The organism is Klebsiella sp. BDA134-6, from assembly GCF_015601345.1.
In the GTDB taxonomy this organism is placed as follows: domain Bacteria; phylum Pseudomonadota; class Gammaproteobacteria; order Enterobacterales; family Enterobacteriaceae; genus Klebsiella; species Klebsiella grimontii.
This window is the reverse complement of record NZ_CP064784.1, coordinates 3689725-3706731: the sequence shown is the minus strand read 5'-3', so window position 1 is coordinate 3706731 and position 17007 is coordinate 3689725. Positions and strand designations below refer to the sequence as shown.

General features: G+C 57.3%; 18 protein-coding genes. 10 read left to right on the top strand and 8 right to left on the bottom strand.

The features are described 5' to 3' along the window. Positions 1-64 precede the first annotated feature (64 nt). Complete coding sequence (argS, locus tag IYV58_RS17110; protein WP_049115027.1) at positions 65-1798, bottom strand: arginine--tRNA ligase; 1734 nt, start codon at positions 1796-1798, stop codon at positions 65-67. Between the two features lie 230 nt (positions 1799-2028). Here argS and IYV58_RS17105 point away from each other — a divergent pair, with 230 nt between their 5' ends. Next, complete coding sequence (locus tag IYV58_RS17105) at positions 2029-2598, top strand: VOC family protein (protein ID WP_123829156.1); 570 nt, start codon at positions 2029-2031, stop codon at positions 2596-2598. A gap of 76 nt (positions 2599-2674) precedes the next feature. Beyond that, a complete protein-coding gene (cutC, locus tag IYV58_RS17100) occupies positions 2675-3418 on the top strand; it encodes a copper homeostasis protein CutC (RefSeq protein WP_004122072.1) in 744 nt (247 codons plus the stop codon). 224 nt (positions 3419-3642) lie between these two features. On the opposite strand, the gene cmoB is transcribed toward cutC, so the two are convergent. Genes cmoB through IYV58_RS17075 form a run of 5 tightly spaced genes read right to left on the bottom strand, consistent with a single transcriptional unit; the run spans position 3643 to position 7263 of the window. Then, entirely contained in the window at positions 3643-4653 is a 1011-nt protein-coding gene (gene cmoB, locus IYV58_RS17095) for a tRNA 5-methoxyuridine(34)/uridine 5-oxyacetic acid(34) synthase CmoB (protein WP_123829157.1), read from the bottom strand. Beyond that, positions 4650-5393 carry a carboxy-S-adenosyl-L-methionine synthase CmoA gene (cmoA, locus tag IYV58_RS17090; protein WP_004122069.1) on the bottom strand — a complete coding sequence of 248 codons (744 nt, stop codon included), beginning with the start codon at positions 5391-5393 and terminating at the stop codon, positions 4650-4652. Before cmoA ends, cmoB begins: the two co-directional genes overlap by 4 nt. Before the next feature lie 39 nt (positions 5394-5432). Continuing rightward, positions 5433-5828 (bottom strand): MAPEG family protein, encoded by a 396-nt coding sequence (locus tag IYV58_RS17085; protein ID WP_004122068.1) that lies wholly within the window; start codon positions 5826-5828, stop codon positions 5433-5435. 53 nt (positions 5829-5881) lie between these two features. Continuing rightward, on the bottom strand, positions 5882-6700 hold the full coding sequence (locus IYV58_RS17080; RefSeq protein ID WP_004122067.1) for a DUF72 domain-containing protein: 819 nt from the start codon (positions 6698-6700) through the stop codon (positions 5882-5884). Continuing rightward, entirely contained in the window at positions 6697-7263 is a 567-nt protein-coding gene (locus tag IYV58_RS17075; RefSeq protein ID WP_112166231.1) for a hydrolase, read from the bottom strand. The genes IYV58_RS17080 and IYV58_RS17075 overlap by 4 nt, the downstream gene beginning before the upstream one ends. Before the next feature lie 268 nt (positions 7264-7531). On the opposite strand from IYV58_RS17075, the gene aspS reads away from it, so the two are divergent. The 6 genes from aspS (at position 7532) to ruvB (ending at position 12921) form a co-directional block, all read left to right on the top strand. Beyond that, complete coding sequence (aspS, locus tag IYV58_RS17070; RefSeq protein ID WP_087829004.1) at positions 7532-9319, top strand: aspartate--tRNA ligase; 1788 nt, start codon at positions 7532-7534, stop codon at positions 9317-9319. 1 nt (position 9320) lies between these two features. Continuing rightward, a complete protein-coding gene (gene nudB, locus IYV58_RS17065) occupies positions 9321-9764 on the top strand; it encodes a dihydroneopterin triphosphate diphosphatase (protein ID WP_004122064.1) in 444 nt (147 codons plus the stop codon). A 28-nt stretch (positions 9765-9792) separates the two neighbouring features. After that, positions 9793-10533 (top strand): YebC/PmpR family DNA-binding transcriptional regulator, encoded by a 741-nt coding sequence (locus tag IYV58_RS17060; RefSeq protein ID WP_004122063.1) that lies wholly within the window; start codon positions 9793-9795, stop codon positions 10531-10533. 154 nt (positions 10534-10687) lie between these two features. Further along, entirely contained in the window at positions 10688-11209 is a 522-nt protein-coding gene (ruvC, locus tag IYV58_RS17055) for a crossover junction endodeoxyribonuclease RuvC (RefSeq protein WP_004113791.1), read from the top strand. 81 nt (positions 11210-11290) lie between these two features. After that, complete coding sequence (gene ruvA / locus IYV58_RS17050; protein ID WP_004103390.1) at positions 11291-11902, top strand: Holliday junction branch migration protein RuvA; 612 nt, start codon at positions 11291-11293, stop codon at positions 11900-11902. A gap of 8 nt (positions 11903-11910) precedes the next feature. Further along, complete coding sequence (gene ruvB / locus IYV58_RS17045; RefSeq protein ID WP_004122062.1) at positions 11911-12921, top strand: Holliday junction branch migration DNA helicase RuvB; 1011 nt, start codon at positions 11911-11913, stop codon at positions 12919-12921. Between the two features lie 145 nt (positions 12922-13066). Here the strand turns inward: ruvB and znuB are convergent, their stop codons facing one another. Together znuB and znuC are read right to left on the bottom strand one after the other, a co-directional pair. Next, complete coding sequence (znuB, locus tag IYV58_RS17040) at positions 13067-13852, bottom strand: zinc ABC transporter permease subunit ZnuB (protein WP_004122061.1); 786 nt, start codon at positions 13850-13852, stop codon at positions 13067-13069. After that, positions 13852-14604 carry a zinc ABC transporter ATP-binding protein ZnuC gene (gene znuC / locus IYV58_RS17035; RefSeq protein WP_004122060.1) on the bottom strand — a complete coding sequence of 251 codons (753 nt, stop codon included), beginning with the start codon at positions 14602-14604 and terminating at the stop codon, positions 13852-13854. Before znuC ends, znuB begins: the two co-directional genes overlap by 1 nt. A gap of 78 nt (positions 14605-14682) precedes the next feature. On the opposite strand from znuC, the gene znuA reads away from it, so the two are divergent. Together znuA and mepM are read left to right on the top strand one after the other, a co-directional pair. Then, positions 14683-15627, top strand: a complete 945-nt coding sequence (znuA, locus tag IYV58_RS17030; RefSeq protein ID WP_004122058.1) for a zinc ABC transporter substrate-binding protein ZnuA — start codon at positions 14683-14685, stop codon at positions 15625-15627. Between the two features lie 15 nt (positions 15628-15642). After that, on the top strand, positions 15643-16965 hold the full coding sequence (gene mepM / locus IYV58_RS17025; protein WP_004122057.1) for a murein DD-endopeptidase MepM: 1323 nt from the start codon (positions 15643-15645) through the stop codon (positions 16963-16965). Positions 16966-17007: the final 42 nt, after the last annotated feature.

Here is a 17007-nt window from a genome sequence, read left to right as displayed (position 1 = left end):
AGGTCTGATGAGCGTGGCGCCATCAGGCGTTATAAAACAAACCCGGCTTTCGCCGGGTTTGTTTTTACATCCGTTCTACGGTTTCGATACCCAGGGTATCCAGACCCAGCTTCAGCGTTTTTGCGGTCAACAGTGCCAGCTTCAGGCGGCTGTTGCGCGTCTCTTCGCTTTCGGCGCTCAGGATCGGGCAGTGCTCGTAGAATCCGGAGAACAGGCCAGCCAGATCGTACAGATAAGAGCACATGACGTGCGGCGTGCCTTCACGGGCGACGACGGTCAGGGTTTCTTCAAACTGCAGCAGACGGGCTGCCAGCTGGGCTTCACGGTCTTCGGTGATGACCACCGGCGCCGCCGCCAGCGCGCTTTCATCGGTATCCGCTTTGCGGAACACGGAGAGCACGCGGGTATAGGCATACTGCATATAAGGCGCGGTATTGCCCTCAAAGGCCAGCATGTTGTCCCAGTCAAAGATGTAGTCGGTGGTGCGGTTTTTAGACAAATCGGCGTATTTCACCGCGCCAATTCCGACCGCGTTCGCCAGTTTCTCCAGCTCGTCGGCGGGCATATCCGGGTTTTTCTCCGCCACCAGACGACGGGCGCGTTCCAGCGCTTCGTCCAGCAGGTCGGCGAGCTTCACGGTGCCGCCGGCGCGGGTTTTAAATGGTTTGCCGTCCTTGCCGAGCATCATGCCGAACATGTGGTGCTCCAGCGGGACGGAATCCGGTACGTAGCCGGCTTTACGCACAATGGTCCACGCTTGCATCAGGTGCTGATGCTGGCGAGAGTCGATGTAGTAAAGGACGCGGTCTGCATGCAGGTTTTCGTAACGGTATTTTGCGCAGGCGATATCGGTAGTGGTGTAGAGATAGCCGCCATCCTTCTTCTGGATAATCACGCCCATCGGTTCGCCTTCCTTGTTTTTATACTCATCAAGGAACACCACGGTCGCGCCTTCGCTTTCTACCGCCAGACCTTTGGCTTTCAGATCGGCAACGATACCCGGCAGCATCGGGTTATAGAGGCTTTCACCCATCACATCGTCGCGGGTCAGGGTGACGTTGAGGCGGTTATAGGTAAGCTGGTTTTGCGACATGGTAATGTCGACCAGCTTGCGCCACATTTCGCGGAAGTACTCGTCGCCGCCCTGCAGCTTAACGACGTAGCTGCGCGCGCGCTCGGCGAAGGCTTCATCTTCGTCGTAGTGTTTTTTCGCTTCGCGATAGAAACCTTCGAGGTCGGCCAGCGCCATCTCGCCGGCGTTTTCCTGCTGCTGCTTTTCCAGGTACGCGATCAGCATGCCGAACTGGGTGCCCCAGTCACCCACGTGGTTCGCGCGGATCACTTTATGCCCGAGAAACTCCAGCGTACGCACCGCGGCATCGCCAATAATGGTGGAGCGCAGGTGGCCTACGTGCATCTCTTTCGCCACGTTCGGCGCGGAGTAATCGACCACCACCGTCTGCGCCTGCGGCTGAGCCACGCCCAGACGTTCGGATTTCAGCGCGCTGCTGACGTTTTCCGCGAGGAAGGCCGGGTCGAGGAAAATATTAATAAAGCCGGGACCGGCGATTTCGACCTTACTGGCAATGCCGCTCAGGTCGAGATGAGTCAGGACCTGCTCTGCAAGTTGTCGCGGCGCCATGCCCAGTTTTTTGGCTACGGCCATCACGCCGTTGGCCTGATAGTCGCCGAACTGGACTTTTGCTGACTGGCGGACCTGAGGTTCGCAATCGGCAGACGCGCCTGCCGCGATCAGGGCCTGACTGACTTTTTCTGAGAGAAGAGCCTGAATATTCACCGAAATACCTTACGTTTAACACGCCGTCACCCAGAAGGGGCGGCGCAGGAATGTGGACAAATTAGGGCGGGAGTATACTGCATTTGCGCCCACGCGTCAGCACCGCGCAGAGGTTGCTAAGCCTCGCGCTCAACGAATAACCGTTCACTGGGGGCTGCCGACGATTGTCGGTTGGTAGGGCGCGGGAAACGCGATAAATTAACTCTTTTTAGCGAGTACCGAGGCTTACGATGGCGAACTGGCAGCAGATTGATGAACTGAACGATATTTCCGCGGACCTGCCGCGCTTTACCGAGGCGCTAAACGTGCTTGCTCACCGACTCGGTCTTGATATTACGCCCCATGACGCCGACCATATTTCCCTACGCTGTCACCAGAACGCCACGGCGGAGCGCTGGCGTCGCGGCTTTGAACAATGCGGTACTCTGCTGTCGGAAAATGTCATTAACGGTCGACCCATCTGCCTGTTCAGGCTGGATGAGCCGGTGGTCGTGGCGCATTGGCGTTTTCACATCGTTGAGCTACCGTGGCCGGGCGAAAAGCGCTATCCGCATGAGGGCTGGGAACATATTGAAATCGTACTGCCGGGCGAGCCTGAAACGCTCAATACCCGCGCGCTGGCGCTGCTGTCCGATGACGGGCTGAGCCAACCGGGCATTTTTGTGAAGACCAGCGCGCCGAAAGGCGAGCGTGAGCGTTTACCGAATCCGACCCTGGCGGTAACCGATGGCAAAGTGACGATTAAATTTCACCCGTGGTCGATTGAGCAAATTGTCGCCAGCGAACACGCTGAACGATGACAGTGTGACGTTACGCGGCGTCTGGCGGGAGAAATCGTGCCATTCTGGCGTGCCTGCTCAATCTACGGAGAGAAGAATGACCTTACTGGAAGTTTGCTGTTACAGCATGGAGTGCGCGCTGGAGGCCCAGCGCCGCGGCGCCGACCGCATCGAACTATGCGCCGCGCCGCAGGAGGGAGGGCTGACGCCTTCGCTGGGCGTACTGAAATCGGTACGTGGAGCGGTGACCATTCCCGTCCATCCGATTATTCGCCCGCGCGGCGGTGATTTTTGCTACACCGCGGGCGAGTTTGCCGCGATGCTGGATGATGTCGCTGCGGTGAAAGATCTCGGTTTTCCCGGCCTGGTAATCGGTATTCTGGACGCCGATGGGCGGGTGGATGGCGGGCGAATGAAAAAAATAATAGCGGCGGCGGGAACCCTGGCCGTCACCTTTCATCGGGCCTTTGATATGTGCGCCAACCCGCGCCAGGCCAGCGCTGAGCTGGCTGAACTCGGCGTTCAGCGTATCCTGACTTCGGGCCAGCAGGCGTCTGCCGAAAAAGGAATTTCATTAATCAGGGAACTTATTTCCCAAAGCGATACTCCTATTATTATGGCCGGTGCAGGAGTGCGCGCCGCCAACCTGCCGCTGTTTTTACAGGCGGGGGTAAAAGAGGTGCATACCTCGGCAGGCCAATGGTTACCGTCTCCGATGCGCTTTCGCAATCCCGGATTGTCGATGTCTACGGATGCCGAAGCAGATGAATACTTACGCTACGCCGTCAATGGCGAAGCGGTAGCGGAAATGAAGAAGATTATTTCCGCACAGAGAGATTAAAACCCTAAATAATTCGAGTTGCGAGAAGGCGGCGATGCAGGGAATCCCCTGGAGCTTACTCAAGTAGTGACTGGAGGGAGCGAGGAAAGCCAACGCACATGCAACTTGAAGTATGACGGGGATAAACCGTTTTTTGCTGCACATCATGTCGCCCAATATGATGATTGCCCGTACCAGGCCCCTGCCCATTAAACAGGGGCCTTTTTTTATCCAGAATTCGCTCTCTAGCCGCGGGCTTTTTTCGCCGCTAACGACTGCTGCGTTTCCGGTTTACTGGCAATAATCACCGCGCGCAGCGGGGCAGGATAGCCTTCGAGAGTTTTGCTGCTATCGTGCGGATCGAGGAAATCGGCCAGCGACTCGGTGGTCATCCACTCGGTGCGGCGCTGCTCGTCGGTCGAAGTGACGCACGCATCGACAATACGCACATCGACAAAGCCGCACTTCTCCAGCCACTGCTTCAGCGCGGCGGCGGACGGGATAAAGTAGACGTTGCGCATTTGGGCATAGCGGTCGCCCGGCACCAGCACGGTATTTTCGTCGCCTTCAACGACCAGAGTCTCCAGCACCAGCTCGCCGCCGGGAACCAGCTGATCTTTGAGCTGCCACAGGTGATCGAGCGGAGATCGGCGATGATACAGTACGCCCATCGAAAAGACGGTATCAAAGGCGTTGAGCGCCGGAAGCTGCTCAATACCCAGCGGCAGCAGATGCGCGCGCTGATCGTTGCCCAACAGTTTTCGCACCGCTTCAAACTGGCACAGAAACAGCTGGGTAGGGTCGATGCCCACCGCCAGATGAGCGCCGGCGCCAATCATGCGCCACATGTGGTATCCGCTGCCGCAGCCGACATCAAGGATGGTACGCCCGGTCAGGTCGGAAAGGTGCGGCAGTACGCGCTCCCACTTCCAGTCGGAACGCCATTCGGTATCGATATTCACGCCGTAAAGGGAGAAGGGCCCTTTACGCCACGGCATCAGATTCTTCAGCAGGTTTTCAATCCGCAGGCGCTGGCCGTCACCGAGCGGCGTTTCGCTCTCGGCGGTGACGCTATGCAGCAGATCCAGACGGTAGGGCGCAAACTCGGGCAGAAACTCGACGGCCCGTTCCCATTCCCGGTATTTGCCGTGCAGCGCGTCGCGCTGCCATGCCGCCACCTGGGCTGGCAGCGTCTCCAGCCAGTGCGAAAGCGGGCTTTTGGCAATCAATTGATAAAAGTTGCTGAAATCAATCATGCCGGGTCCCCGGATTTTACGGCGATTAACGATCCGAAGTTAAAGCACTGGAACCACAGCTCGGCATGTTCGAAACCGGCCTTACGCAGGCGCGCTTTATGGGTTTCCACGGAATCGGTGAGCATTACGTTTTCCAGCATGCTGCGCTTTTGGCTGATTTCCAGCTCGCTGTAGCCGTTAGCGCGTTTGAAGTCGTGATGCATGTTGAACAGGAGTTCGCCGACGTTGTCATCTTCGAAACTGAATTTTTCCGACAGCACCAGCGCGCCGCCCGGGTTCAGCCCCTGATAGACCTTGTCCAGAATGGCCTGACGTTCGCCGGGTTCGAGAAACTGAATGGTGAAATTCAGCACCACCATCGAGGCGTTTTCTATCGTGATGTGGCGAATATCGCCTTCAATCACCTCGACCGGCGTCGGCGCCTTATAGGCGTCAATATGGCGACGGCAGCGTTCGACCATCGCCGGCGAGTTATCGATGGCGATGATTTTGCAGCCTGCATGCGCAATATTGCGGCGCACGGACAGCGTGGCTGCGCCAAGCGAGCAGCCGAGATCGTAAACCTGGGTATCCGGCTGAACGAAACGTTCCGCCAGCATGCCGATCATCGAAATGATATTGGAATAGCCGGGAACAGAGCGCTGGATCATATCCGGGAAGACTTCAGCAACCCGTTCATCAAAGGTCCAGTCGCCGAGACTGGCAATCGGCGCGGAAAAAAGCGTATCGCGGTGAGACATAACGTTAAACCCGAAAAATCGAAAACGGCGTATTGTGCGCTAACGGACGGAGAAAACCAACTCCCAGGGCATATACCAGAAGTTCGCCAGCACCATCAGCAACAATGAACACCACGTCGCGCTCATGCCGGAACGACGCCAGCGGTAGAGACGATGATGAAAGCCATACGAGTGCATCAGGCGCCCGGCAATCAGCAAAATACCGCAGACGTGGACCATCCAGGTCTGTGCGCCGTTCATCTCCATAAACAGCAGCAAGATCAGACCAATGGGAACATACTCCACCGCGTTCCCGTGCACGCGAATAGCAACCTGCAGCTCGCTAAAACCGCCGTCGCCGTAGCCAACGCGATATTGCGTTCTCAGGCGTACGACGTCCCAGGAAAACTTAATAAGCAATAACGCACCTAAGACCGCATACAGCGCGCTGACCATACTCAAAACTCCCTTTTATCGCTTCCGGTGGCTCAATTGAGGATAGCAGGATATCAGAAAAGAGAGGTTTGCTGCGGAATTGACGGCGCATTCCCTATTTCCGGTAGGGCGGTACGCAGATCGCTCCACAGGGTATCGACCAGTTCCGGCGCCTGGGCGATATCCGGCGTATGGAGAAACAGGTACGGCGTGGCGGTCTGCGTCCATTTTGGCAGCGTGCGAATCCACACGCTAAAAAGCTCGCGATTCTGCGTCATATCATCGCTGCCGATAAAACGCACCATCGGATTATGGGCCGTCACCAGTGCATGGACGGGGACTTTCGGCTTCTTCTTCTGCGCCTCGATCATCGCCGGGCTGCGGGCGACGGCGCTATGAACCGGACGGCTATCCAGGATCACGCGATTGACGTTACGCTGATGCAGGCCGCGATTGAGCTGCTGTTCCGCTTCCCCTTTGGCGAAAAATTCCGGATGCCTTACCTCAACGCCGTAGCGGAATTCGCGCGGCAGGCTGTCGAGGAACGGCCAGAGGGCGGTGAGGTCCCGAGGGCCGAACGTCGCCGGCAGCTGGAGCCAATACTGGCCGATGCGCGAAGACAGCGGCGCCAGACGGGTAAAAAACTCATGGCTTAAGTCGTCGCAGTTGCGCAGCGCCGCCTGGTGCGAAATGGTGGCCGGAAATTTGAAGCAGAAGCGAAAATCGTCGTGGGTTTGTTCATACCAGCGGCTGACAATCTCCGCTTTTGGTAACGCGTACAGGGTGGTGTTGCCCTCCACGCAGTTGAAGTGGCGGGCATACTCTTCAAGGCTGGTGATACCCAGCCGCACCCACTTCGGGTGCGCCCACTGGGGAAGCCCTATATAAATCATAATGCGGCAAGCACCTCCTCGGTACTGCGTACGCGGGCAATCCGCGGGAATATGTGCGTCATGCTGCCCTGATGCTGTTCAGCCGTTGCTGCGCTGCAGGCGTCTTCAACGAGAATCAGATTGAAGCCCAGCTCCCAGGCGTTGCGCGCCGTCGATTCGACGCCGATATTCGTGGAGATACCGCACAGAATAATCGTATCGATACCGCGACGGCGAAGCTGCAGCTCCAGGTCGGTGCCGTAAAAGGCCCCCCACTGGCGTTTGGTGACTTCGATATCGCTCGCCTGTTTTTCCAGCGCCAGCGGATAGGACCACCAGTTTTCGGGTAGCGTTGGCGCGCCTGCCTGGGCATCGACCGGCTGTTTCAGCGCTTCGGCGAAATCCGCCGACCAGCCAACGCGAACCATGACCACCGGGGAACCCTGCTGGCGGCACTTTTTGGCCAGACTCGCGGCGCGCTCAACCACTTCGTCAGCGCGATGCGGGCCGCCGGCAAACGGTAAAATGCCTTCCTGCAGGTCAATAACCACCAGCGCGGTCTTTTTTGCATTGAGTTCTAACATGATATCCCCGTATCTTCTTTTGTTGTCAGGCCGCTACAATACCGTTGCCGATCTCGCCCGAGGGTAACAAATTTTGTTAATTTTTGTGAGTACAAGCAATAAGCGCGTAGCAAAGCAACGCAGCGCGCTGCGCCGGGCTTATCGTGCGCCATAATTTCCAGTATAATAGCCGCCTTTTTTCATTCAGTTGTGACATCAGCTAAAGCTGCGACCTCGTCGCCTGCAAGGCAGGCAACAATCCGCCTGCGGCTAAGTTAAGGGATATCTCATGCGTACAGAATATTGCGGGCAGCTTCGTCTGTCCCACGTAGGGCAGCAAGTGACTCTGTGTGGTTGGGTCAACCGTCGTCGTGATCTTGGTAGCCTTATCTTTATCGATATGCGTGACCGCGAAGGCATCGTGCAGGTGTTTTTCGATCCGGATCGCGCCGACGCATTAAAGCTGGCCTCTGAACTGCGTAATGAGTTCTGCATCCAGGTCACCGGCACCGTGCGTGCGCGTGACGAAAAAAACGTTAATAGCGATATGGCCACCGGCGCCATCGAAGTGCTGGCATCCGACCTGACCATTATCAACCGCGCGGAAGCGCTGCCGCTGGACTCCAACCACGTCAATACCGAAGAAGCGCGTCTGAAATACCGCTACCTGGATCTGCGTCGTCCGGAAATGGCGCAGCGCCTGAAAACGCGAGCGAAGATTACCAGCCTCGTTCGTCGGTTTATGGACGACCACGGTTTCCTCGATATTGAAACGCCGATGCTGACCAAAGCTACGCCGGAAGGCGCGCGCGACTACCTGGTGCCTTCACGCGTGCATAAAGGTAAATTCTACGCGCTGCCGCAGTCTCCACAGCTGTTCAAACAGCTGCTGATGATGTCCGGTTTTGACCGCTACTATCAGATTGTGAAATGTTTCCGCGACGAAGACCTGCGTGCCGACCGCCAGCCGGAATTCACCCAGATCGACGTCGAGACCTCCTTTATGACCGCCGAGCAGGTGCGTGAAGTCATGGAAGCGCTGGTGCGTAACCTGTGGCAGGAAGTGAAGGGCGTGGATCTGGGCGATTTCCCGATCATGACCTTCGCCGAAGCCGAGCGTCGCTACGGTTCCGATAAACCAGACCTGCGCAACCCGATGGAGCTGGTGGATGTCGCCGATCTGGTGAAAACGGTGGAATTCGCCGTCTTCGCAGGTCCGGCTAACGACGCCAAAGGCCGCGTTGCCGCGCTGCGCGTACCGGGTGGCGCTGCGCTGACCCGTAAGCAAATCGACGAGTACGGAAAGTTTGTCCAGATCTACGGCGCAAAAGGCCTGGCCTATATTAAAGTCACCGAGCGGGCGAAAGGCCTTGAAGGCATCAACAGCCCGGTAGCTAAATTCCTTAACGCCGATATCGTTGAAGCGATCCTTGAGCGCACCGGCGCGCAGGATGGCGACATGATCTTCTTCGGCGCGGATAACAAAAAAGTGGTCGCCGACGCGCTCGGCGCGCTGCGTCTGAAGCTGGGCAAAGACCTGAACCTGACCGACGAAGCCAAATGGGCGCCGCTGTGGGTTATCGACTTCCCGATGTTTGAAGACGACGGTGAAGGCGGTCTGACCGCGATGCACCATCCGTTCACCTCGCCGAAAGATATGTCCGCCGCCGAGCTGAAGGCCGCGCCGGAAGACGCGGTGGCCAACGCCTACGATATGGTCATCAACGGCTATGAAGTCGGCGGCGGTTCGGTGCGTATTCACAGCGGTGAAATGCAGCAGACCGTGTTCGGCATTCTCGGCATTAACGAACAAGAGCAGCGCGAGAAGTTTGGCTTCCTGCTGGACGCGCTGAAATACGGTACTCCGCCGCACGCGGGCCTGGCTTTCGGTCTTGACCGTTTGACCATGCTGCTGACCGGTACTGATAATATCCGTGACGTTATTGCTTTCCCGAAAACTACCGCCGCCGCTTGCCTGATGACCGAAGCGCCAAGCTTCGCTAACCCGGCATCGCTGAGCGAACTGGGCATTCAGGTGGTGGCGAAAGAGGCAAAAGAGTCTCTGGAGAATAAGTAAGATGTCATTCAAGCTCCCCGTTTCCGTACTGGTGGTGATTTACGCCAAAGATACGAAGCGGGTGCTGATGTTGCAGCGGCGCGACGATCCCGCGTTCTGGCAGTCGGTTACCGGCAGTCTGGAAGAGGGAGAGACCGCGCCGCAGGCTGCCGCGCGTGAAGTTATGGAAGAAGTCGCCATTGATGTCGCCAGCGAGCAGCTGGCGTTGGTTGACTGTCAGCGCACGGTAGAGTTCGAGATTTTTTCTCATTTACGTCATCGCTATGCGCCGGGCGTTGAGCGTAATACGGAATTTTGGTTCCGTCTTGCGCTCCCTCATGAACGCCAGATTGTCTTTACGGAACATCTGGACTATCGCTGGGTTGATGCGGCGGAAGCCGCCACGTTGACCAAGTCCTGGAGCAACCGGCAGGCGATTGAAGAATTTGTAATTAACGCCGCCTGAAAGGGCGCGCTTTTTTGGAGAGTTTTTTATGGCAGGTCATAGTAAATGGGCCAACACCAAACACCGCAAAGCGGCACAGGATGCCAAGCGCGGTAAGATCTTTACGAAAATTATTCGCGAGCTGGTCACCGCCGCGCGTCTGGGCGGCGGCGACGCAGGCTCTAACCCGCGTTTGCGCGCGGCAATCGACAAAGCGCTGAGCAACAACATGACCCGCGACACCCTGAACCGCGCTATCGCGCGTGGCGTGGGCGGCGATGATGATGCGAACATGGAAACCATCATCTATGAAGGTTATGGTCCTGGCGGCACGGCGGTGATGGTTGAATGTCTGTCAGACAACCGTAACCGTACCGTTGCGGAAGTACGTCATGCCTTCACCAAAACCGGCGGTAACCTGGGGACCGACGGTTCCGTTTCCTACCTGTTCAGCAAAAAAGGCGTTATCTCCTTCGAGAAAGGCGACGAAGATGCGATCATGGAAGCGGCGCTGGAAGCGGGCGCGGAAGACGTTGTGACTTATGACGACGGCGCGATTGACGTTTATACCGCGTGGGAAGAGATGGGCGCGGTACGCGATGCGCTGGAAGCCGCCGGCCTGAAAGCGGACGCCGCTGAAGTCTCGATGATCCCGTCAACCAAAGCGGATATGGACGCGGAAACTGCGCCGAAACTGCTGCGTTTGATCGATATGCTGGAAGATTGCGACGACGTGCAGGAAGTTTATCACAACGGCGAGATCTCTGATGAGGTCGCCGCAACCCTGTGATACCCGTAATCTTTCAGCCCACAGCGGTGTTGGCTCTCCTCGCTTACCCCGGTCACGTAGTGAATCTACGCTCCCGGGGATGCGCTGCGTGGCCGCCTGGCTGTGAACTGAAATCTTTAGGGTCTCACGGGCTAGTTATGACCGGAGGCGCGTGATGGCCATTATTCTCGGCATTGACCCGGGGTCGCGCGTCACTGGTTATGGCGTTATCCGCCAGGTTGGACGCCAGCTCAGCTATCTGGGCAGCGGCTGTATTCGCACGAAAGTGGATGATTTACCGTCTCGCCTGAAGCTTATCTATGCGGGCGTCACGGAAATTATCACCCAGTTCCAGCCTGACTATTTCGCCATCGAACAAGTGTTTATGGCGAAGAACGCCGACTCGGCGCTGAAGCTCGGCCAGGCTCGCGGCGTGGCGATTGTTGCGGCGACGAATCAGGACCTGCCGGTCTTTGAGTACGCCGCCAGGCAGGTAAAGCAGACCGTTGTCGGGATCGGCAGCGCGGAAAAGAGTCAGGTGCAGCATATGGTGCGCACCTTGCTCAAGCTGCCGGCTAACCCGCAGGCGGATGCGGCGGATGCCTTAGCGATTGCCATTACCCACTGCCACGTCAGCCAGAACGCCGCCCAGATCAGCGAAAGCCGCCTGAATCTGGCGCGCGGACGCTTACGATAACCTGAAATCAGGCTGGATATCTATCCAGCCTTTTTTTATGATACCGCATTAGACTTTCAGCCCTTAATCCAGGAGCTCCACGTGATAGGCAGACTCAGAGGCATCATTCTCGAAAAACAACCCCCGCTGGTTTTACTCGAAACGGGAGGCGTAGGTTATGAGGTTCATCTGCCGATGACCTGTTTCTACGAGCTGCCGGACGTGGGCAAAGAGGCGATCATTTTTACCCACTTTATCGTGCGCGAAGATGCCCAACTGCTGTATGGCTTTAACAACAAGCAGGAGCGCACGCTGTTTAAAGAGCTGATTAAAACCAACGGCGTCGGTCCGAAGCTGGCGCTGGCGATCCTTTCCGGCATGTCGGCGCAGCAGTTTGTGAATGCCGTTGAGCGCGAGGAGCTGGCGGCGCTGGTGAAGCTGCCGGGAATCGGTAAGAAAACCGCGGAACGCCTGATTGTCGAAATGAAAGACCGCTTTAAAGGGCTGCACGGCGATCTGTTTACGCCGGCGGCAGATCTGGTGCTGACGTCTCCAGCCGGTCCTTCTGATGATGATGCTGAACAGGAAGCGGTTGCCGCGCTGGTGGCGCTGGGCTATAAACCTCAGGAGGCCAGCCGGATGGTCAGCAAAATCGTACGCCCGGATGCCAACAGTGAAACGCTAATTCGCGAAGCGCTCCGCGCCGCGTTGTGAGGTAAGGGATGATTGAAGCAGACAGGCTGGTATCGGCGGACAGCAGCGGTTTTGAAGAGGCGGCCGACCGCGCCATTCGCCCTAAATTGCTGCAAGAGTATGTGGGCCAGCCGCACGTCCGTTCGCAAATGGAGATTTTTATCCAGGCGGCGAAGCTGCGCGGCGACGCGCTCGATCACCTGCTGATTTTTGGCCCGCCGGGGCTGGGGAAAACCACCCTGGCAAACATCGTCGCCAACGAGATGGGCGTGAACCTGCGCACCACCTCTGGCCCGGTGCTGGAAAAGGCGGGCGATCTGGCGGCGATGTTGACCAATCTTGAACCCCACGACGTCCTGTTTATCGACGAGATTCATCGCCTGTCACCGGTTGTTGAAGAAGTTCTCTATCCGGCAATGGAAGATTATCAGCTGGATATCATGATTGGCGAAGGGCCCGCGGCGCGTTCGATAAAAATCGATCTGCCGCCGTTTACCCTGATTGGCGCGACGACTCGCGCAGGTTCATTGACTTCGCCGCTGCGCGACCGTTTTGGCATCGTCCAGCGCCTGGAGTTCTACCAGATCCCGGACCTGCAGCATATTGTCAGCCGCAGCGCCCGCTATATGGGGCTGGAGATGAGCGAAGATGGGGCTCTGGAGGTCGCGCGTCGCGCGCGCGGCACGCCGCGAATCGCCAACCGCCTGCTGCGCAGGGTGCGCGATTTTGCCGAGGTTCGCTACGACGGGCGTATCTCTGAGGATATTGCCGCGCAGGCGCTGGATATGCTCAACGTGGATGCGGAAGGCTTTGATTATATGGACCGTAAGCTGCTGCTGGCGGTCATCGATAAATTCTTTGGCGGGCCGGTCGGGCTGGATAACCTGGCGGCGGCCATTGGCGAAGAGCGGGAAACGATTGAAGATGTACTGGAGCCGTATCTGATCCAGCAGGGCTTTTTACAGCGTACCCCGCGCGGGCGAATGGCGACGGTGCGGGCCTGGACCCACTTCGGCATTACGCCGCCGGAGATGCCTTAAACGTTGTCCGGCGATAAAACAGCAGACCGCAAGAACCAGTAGCCCGGCTAAGCGGAGCGCAAGCCGGGAAAATAGCTGAGCGGTGGATGTCCCGGCTTACGGCATGAACGCCTTAGCCGGGCTACAACGTACGCGGAGCATAGCGTCAGGCGGCCGATTTCTTGCTCATGCTGATGATAAACAGCAGCGCGGCGCATAGTACCACGGAAGGCCCCGCCGGTGTGTCGTAGAACGCCGAGAAGGTCAAACCGCCGGTCACGGCAATCATTCCCACTCCAACCGCTACCCCCGCCATTTGTTCAGGCGTACGAGCAAAGCGACGGGCCGTTGCGGCGGGAATAATCAGCAGCGATGTGATAATCAGCGCCCCGACGAACTTCATCGCCACGCCGATCGTCAGCGCGGTGACCAGCATCAGAAGCAGTTTCACCCGCTGGAGCTTAACGCCATCAACAAACGCCAGATCTGGGCTAATGGTCATCGACAGCAGGTTGCGCCACTGCCAAAGCAGGATCGCCAGCACGATAACCACGCCAATAGCGATAGCTATCAAGTCTTCCGGCGTCACCGCCAGCAGATCGCCGAACAGATAGGCCATCAGGTCGACGCGCACGTTTGACATCAGGCTGACCACCACCAGACCCAGCGACAGCGCGCTGTGCGCCATGATGCCGAGTAGCGTGTCCACCGCCAGGTGGGGACGTTTTTCCAGCCATACCAGCCCGCCCGCCAGCAACAGCGTCACCGCGATGACCGCATAAAACGGGTTAACGTTCAGCAGTAAACCAAAAGCGACGCCAAGCAGAGAGGCGTGGGCGAGGGTATCGCCGAAGTAGGACATTCGCCGCCAGACGACGAACGATCCCAGCGGACCCGCGGCACAGGCGAGCATCATTCCGGCCAGCCAGCCGGGGAGCAGTAATTCAATCATTAACGGTCATTTCCCCGACGCAGTACAATCCGCCCCTGCAGGTCGTGGCGGTGATTATGATGATGGCGATAAATACCCAGCTGTTCCGCGCCGCGCTGGCCGAACATCGAGATAAATTCCGGGTGCATAGAAACCACTTCCGGCGCGCCGGAGCAGCAAATATGCTGATTGAGACACAGCACTTCGTCGGTTTTGGCCATCACCAGATGCAGGTCATGAGAAACCATCAGCACGGCGCAATCAAGCTCCTGGCGCAGTTGGTTAATCAGATCGTAAAGCGCCACCTGGCCGTTGACGTCAACGCCCTGCGTTGGCTCGTCGAGCACCAGCAGCTGCGGCTTATTGAGCAGCGCCCGCGCCAGCAGTACCCGCTGGGTCTCGCCGCCGGAAAGTTTCTGCATGGGGGCGTCGATCAGATGCCCGGCCTGTACGCGCTTCAGCGCCGGCAGAATATCGCGCTTGTGGGTTCCCGGACGTAAAAGCATAAAGCGGCTGACGGTCAGCGGCATCGTGGCATCAAGATGCAGCTTTTGCGGGACATAGCCGATCCGCAGATGTCCCTCGCGTTTGATAACCCCTTCCGAAGGTGCTACCAGTCCAAGAACTACCCTTACGAGGGTCGATTTACCGGCGCCGTTTGGCCCCAGTAAGGTTAAAATTTTGCCCGGCTTTAGCGTTAGCGAAATGTCAGACAGCACGCGCCTTTGGCCATAAACGACCGCGACGTTTTCCAGCGTTACAAGATTTGTCATATCAAATTAGAGGTTGCACAAGCCAGTGAATGTTATAATATCACATCTTTCTCATTCTATACGATGATTAGACGCATTATGTTACATAAAAATACGCTTCTTTGCGCTGGACTTAGCGCCGCTTTTTTGTTCGCCCATGCGCCGTTGGCTAGCGCCGCCGTTGTCACCTCCCTTAAACCGCTGGGCTTTATCGCTTCCGCTATCGCGGATGGGGTCACGGAGACCCAGGTACTGCTGCCAGACGGGGCGTCCGAGCACGATTATTCGCTGCGGCCATCGGATGCAAAACGCTTACAGAACGCAGACTTAGTGGTCTGGATTGGACCCGAAATGGAAGCGTTTATGGATAAGTCAACGCAAAGCATTGCGCCAAACAAAAAGGTGACGATTGCCGAGCTTGACGGCGTGAAACCGTTACTCATGAAAGGCACCGACGACGACGATGACCATCATGGTCACGACCATGGCGCAGGGGAAAATAGTGACGACGATCACCATCACGGCATCTATAACATGCATCTGTGGCTTTCCCCAGAGATAGCGCGCCTTTCGGCGGTTGCAATCCACGATAAATTATTGGAACTTATGCCGCAGAGTCGAGCCAAACTTGACGCCAACCTGAAGGATTTTGAGGCAAAATTAGCCGCAACCGACAAGCAGGTTGGGACCGAGCTGGCACCGCTGAAAGGGAAGGGATATTTCGTTTTTCATGACGCCTATGGCTACTTTGAAAAACACTACGGTTTGACCTCACTGGGTCATTTTACTGTCAACCCTGAAATCCAGCCTGGTGCGCAGCGTTTACACGAAATCAGAACACAGCTGGTTGAGCAAAAAGCAACTTGCGTTTTTGCTGAGCCACAGTTCAGGCCAGCGGTCATAGAAGCTGTTGCCAGGGGAACGTCCGTGCGCATGGGAACCCTGGATCCACTTGGAATCGGAATTAAGCTGGGTAAAGAGAGTTATCCGCAATTCCTGAGCCAGATGGCGAATCAGTATTCAAGCTGCCTGAAAGGAGAATAACGAGGAAGTGAATACGTGCAACAGATAGCCCGCGCTGTCACTCAGGCATTTAACAATCTGCCACGACCTCACCGCGTTATGCTGGGGTCGCTTAGCGTTCTTACCTTAGCGGTCGCCGTCTGGCGACCTTACATTTACCACCATCCTGAAACGGCTCCCATCAGCAGAACCATCGAGCTTGAGCAAAGCGAAATTCGTTCTCTGCTGCCAGAAGCCTCGGAACCTATCGATCAGGCACCTCAGGAAGAGGAGGCCATCCCTCAGGATGAGCTGGATGATAAAGCGGATGGCGATTCCGGCGGCCACGAATATGTGGTGTCGACCGGCGATACGCTCAGCAGCATTCTTAATCAGTACGGCATCGATATGGGCGATATTGCCCGGCTCTCCTCGGTAGATAAAGAGCTGCGTAATCTGAAAATTGGTCAACAGCTCTCCTGGACCCTGACGGCGGACGGCGACCTGCAAAGCCTGACCTGGGAAATGTCGCGCCGCGAAACCCGCACCTACGATCGAGTCGCTAACGGTTTCAAAATGAGCAGCGAGCTGCAAAAAGGCGACTGGGTCAACAGCGTACTGAAAGGTACCGTTGGCGGCAGCTTTGTCGCCAGCGCTCGTGATGCCGGCCTGACCAGCACCGAAATCAGCGCGGTGATCAAGGCCATGCAGTGGCAGATGGACTTCCGTAAGCTGAAAAAAGGCGATGAATTCTCCGTGCTGATGTCGCGTGAAATGCTCGACGGTAAGCGCGAGCAGAGCCAACTGCTTGGCGTGCGCCTGCGCTCGGATGGTAAAGACTACTACGCGATCCGCGCTGAGGATGGCAAATTCTACGACCGCAACGGTACCGGCCTGGCGAAGGGGTTCCTGCGTTTCCCGACCGCACGTCAGTTCCGCGTCTCTTCGAACTTTAATCCACGTCGTTTGAACCCGGTGACCGGCCGCGTAGCGCCGCATCGCGGTGTCGATTTTGCAATGCCGCAGGGCACACCGGTGCTGTCGGTAGGGGATGGCGAAGTTGTGGTGGCTAAACGTAGCGGTGCGGCCGGTTATTACGTCGCCGTCCGCCATGGCCGCACCTATACCACCCGCTATATGCACCTGCGTAAGCTGCTGGTCAAACCCGGGCAGAAGGTCAAACGCGGCGATCGCATTGCGCTGTCGGGCAACACCGGCCGTTCTACCGGCCCGCATCTGCATTATGAAGTGTGGATTAACCAGCAGGCGGTCAACCCGCTGACGGCGAAACTGCCGCGTACGGAAGGGCTCAGCGGTTCCGACCGTACCGATTATCTGGCGCAGGCAAAACAGGTTATTCCGCAGCTGCGGTTTGACTAACCTTCCGTCAGTTAAAGCCGGCGCCAGCTGTGCGCCGGCTTT

What these genes read in the sequence shown, in the direction of transcription:
- IYV58_RS17105 (WP_123829156.1), top strand. Translation starts at nt 2,029, where the DNA reads ATGGCGAACTGGCAGCAGATTGATGAACTGAACGATATTTCCGCGGAC.
- cmoA (WP_004122069.1), bottom strand. Translation starts at nt 5,393, where the DNA reads ATGTCTCACCGCGATACGCTTTTTTCCGCGCCGATTGCCAGTCTCGGC.
- IYV58_RS17060 (WP_004122063.1), top strand. Translation starts at nt 9,793, where the DNA reads ATGGCAGGTCATAGTAAATGGGCCAACACCAAACACCGCAAAGCGGCA.
- IYV58_RS17075 (WP_112166231.1), bottom strand. Translation starts at nt 7,263, where the DNA reads ATGTTAGAACTCAATGCAAAAAAGACCGCGCTGGTGGTTATTGACCTG.
- znuB (WP_004122061.1), bottom strand. Translation starts at nt 13,852, where the DNA reads ATGATTGAATTACTGCTCCCCGGCTGGCTGGCCGGAATGATGCTCGCC.
- ruvB (WP_004122062.1), top strand. Translation starts at nt 11,911, where the DNA reads ATGATTGAAGCAGACAGGCTGGTATCGGCGGACAGCAGCGGTTTTGAA.
- nudB (WP_004122064.1), top strand. Translation starts at nt 9,321, where the DNA reads ATGTCATTCAAGCTCCCCGTTTCCGTACTGGTGGTGATTTACGCCAAA.
- IYV58_RS17085 (WP_004122068.1), bottom strand. Translation starts at nt 5,828, where the DNA reads ATGGTCAGCGCGCTGTATGCGGTCTTAGGTGCGTTATTGCTTATTAAG.
- cutC (WP_004122072.1), top strand. Translation starts at nt 2,675, where the DNA reads ATGACCTTACTGGAAGTTTGCTGTTACAGCATGGAGTGCGCGCTGGAG.
- IYV58_RS17080 (WP_004122067.1), bottom strand. Translation starts at nt 6,700, where the DNA reads ATGATTTATATAGGGCTTCCCCAGTGGGCGCACCCGAAGTGGGTGCGG.
- aspS (WP_087829004.1), top strand. Translation starts at nt 7,532, where the DNA reads ATGCGTACAGAATATTGCGGGCAGCTTCGTCTGTCCCACGTAGGGCAG.
- ruvC (WP_004113791.1), top strand. Translation starts at nt 10,688, where the DNA reads ATGGCCATTATTCTCGGCATTGACCCGGGGTCGCGCGTCACTGGTTAT.
- znuA (WP_004122058.1), top strand. Translation starts at nt 14,683, where the DNA reads ATGTTACATAAAAATACGCTTCTTTGCGCTGGACTTAGCGCCGCTTTT.
- cmoB (WP_123829157.1), bottom strand. Translation starts at nt 4,653, where the DNA reads ATGATTGATTTCAGCAACTTTTATCAATTGATTGCCAAAAGCCCGCTT.
- znuC (WP_004122060.1), bottom strand. Translation starts at nt 14,604, where the DNA reads ATGACAAATCTTGTAACGCTGGAAAACGTCGCGGTCGTTTATGGCCAA.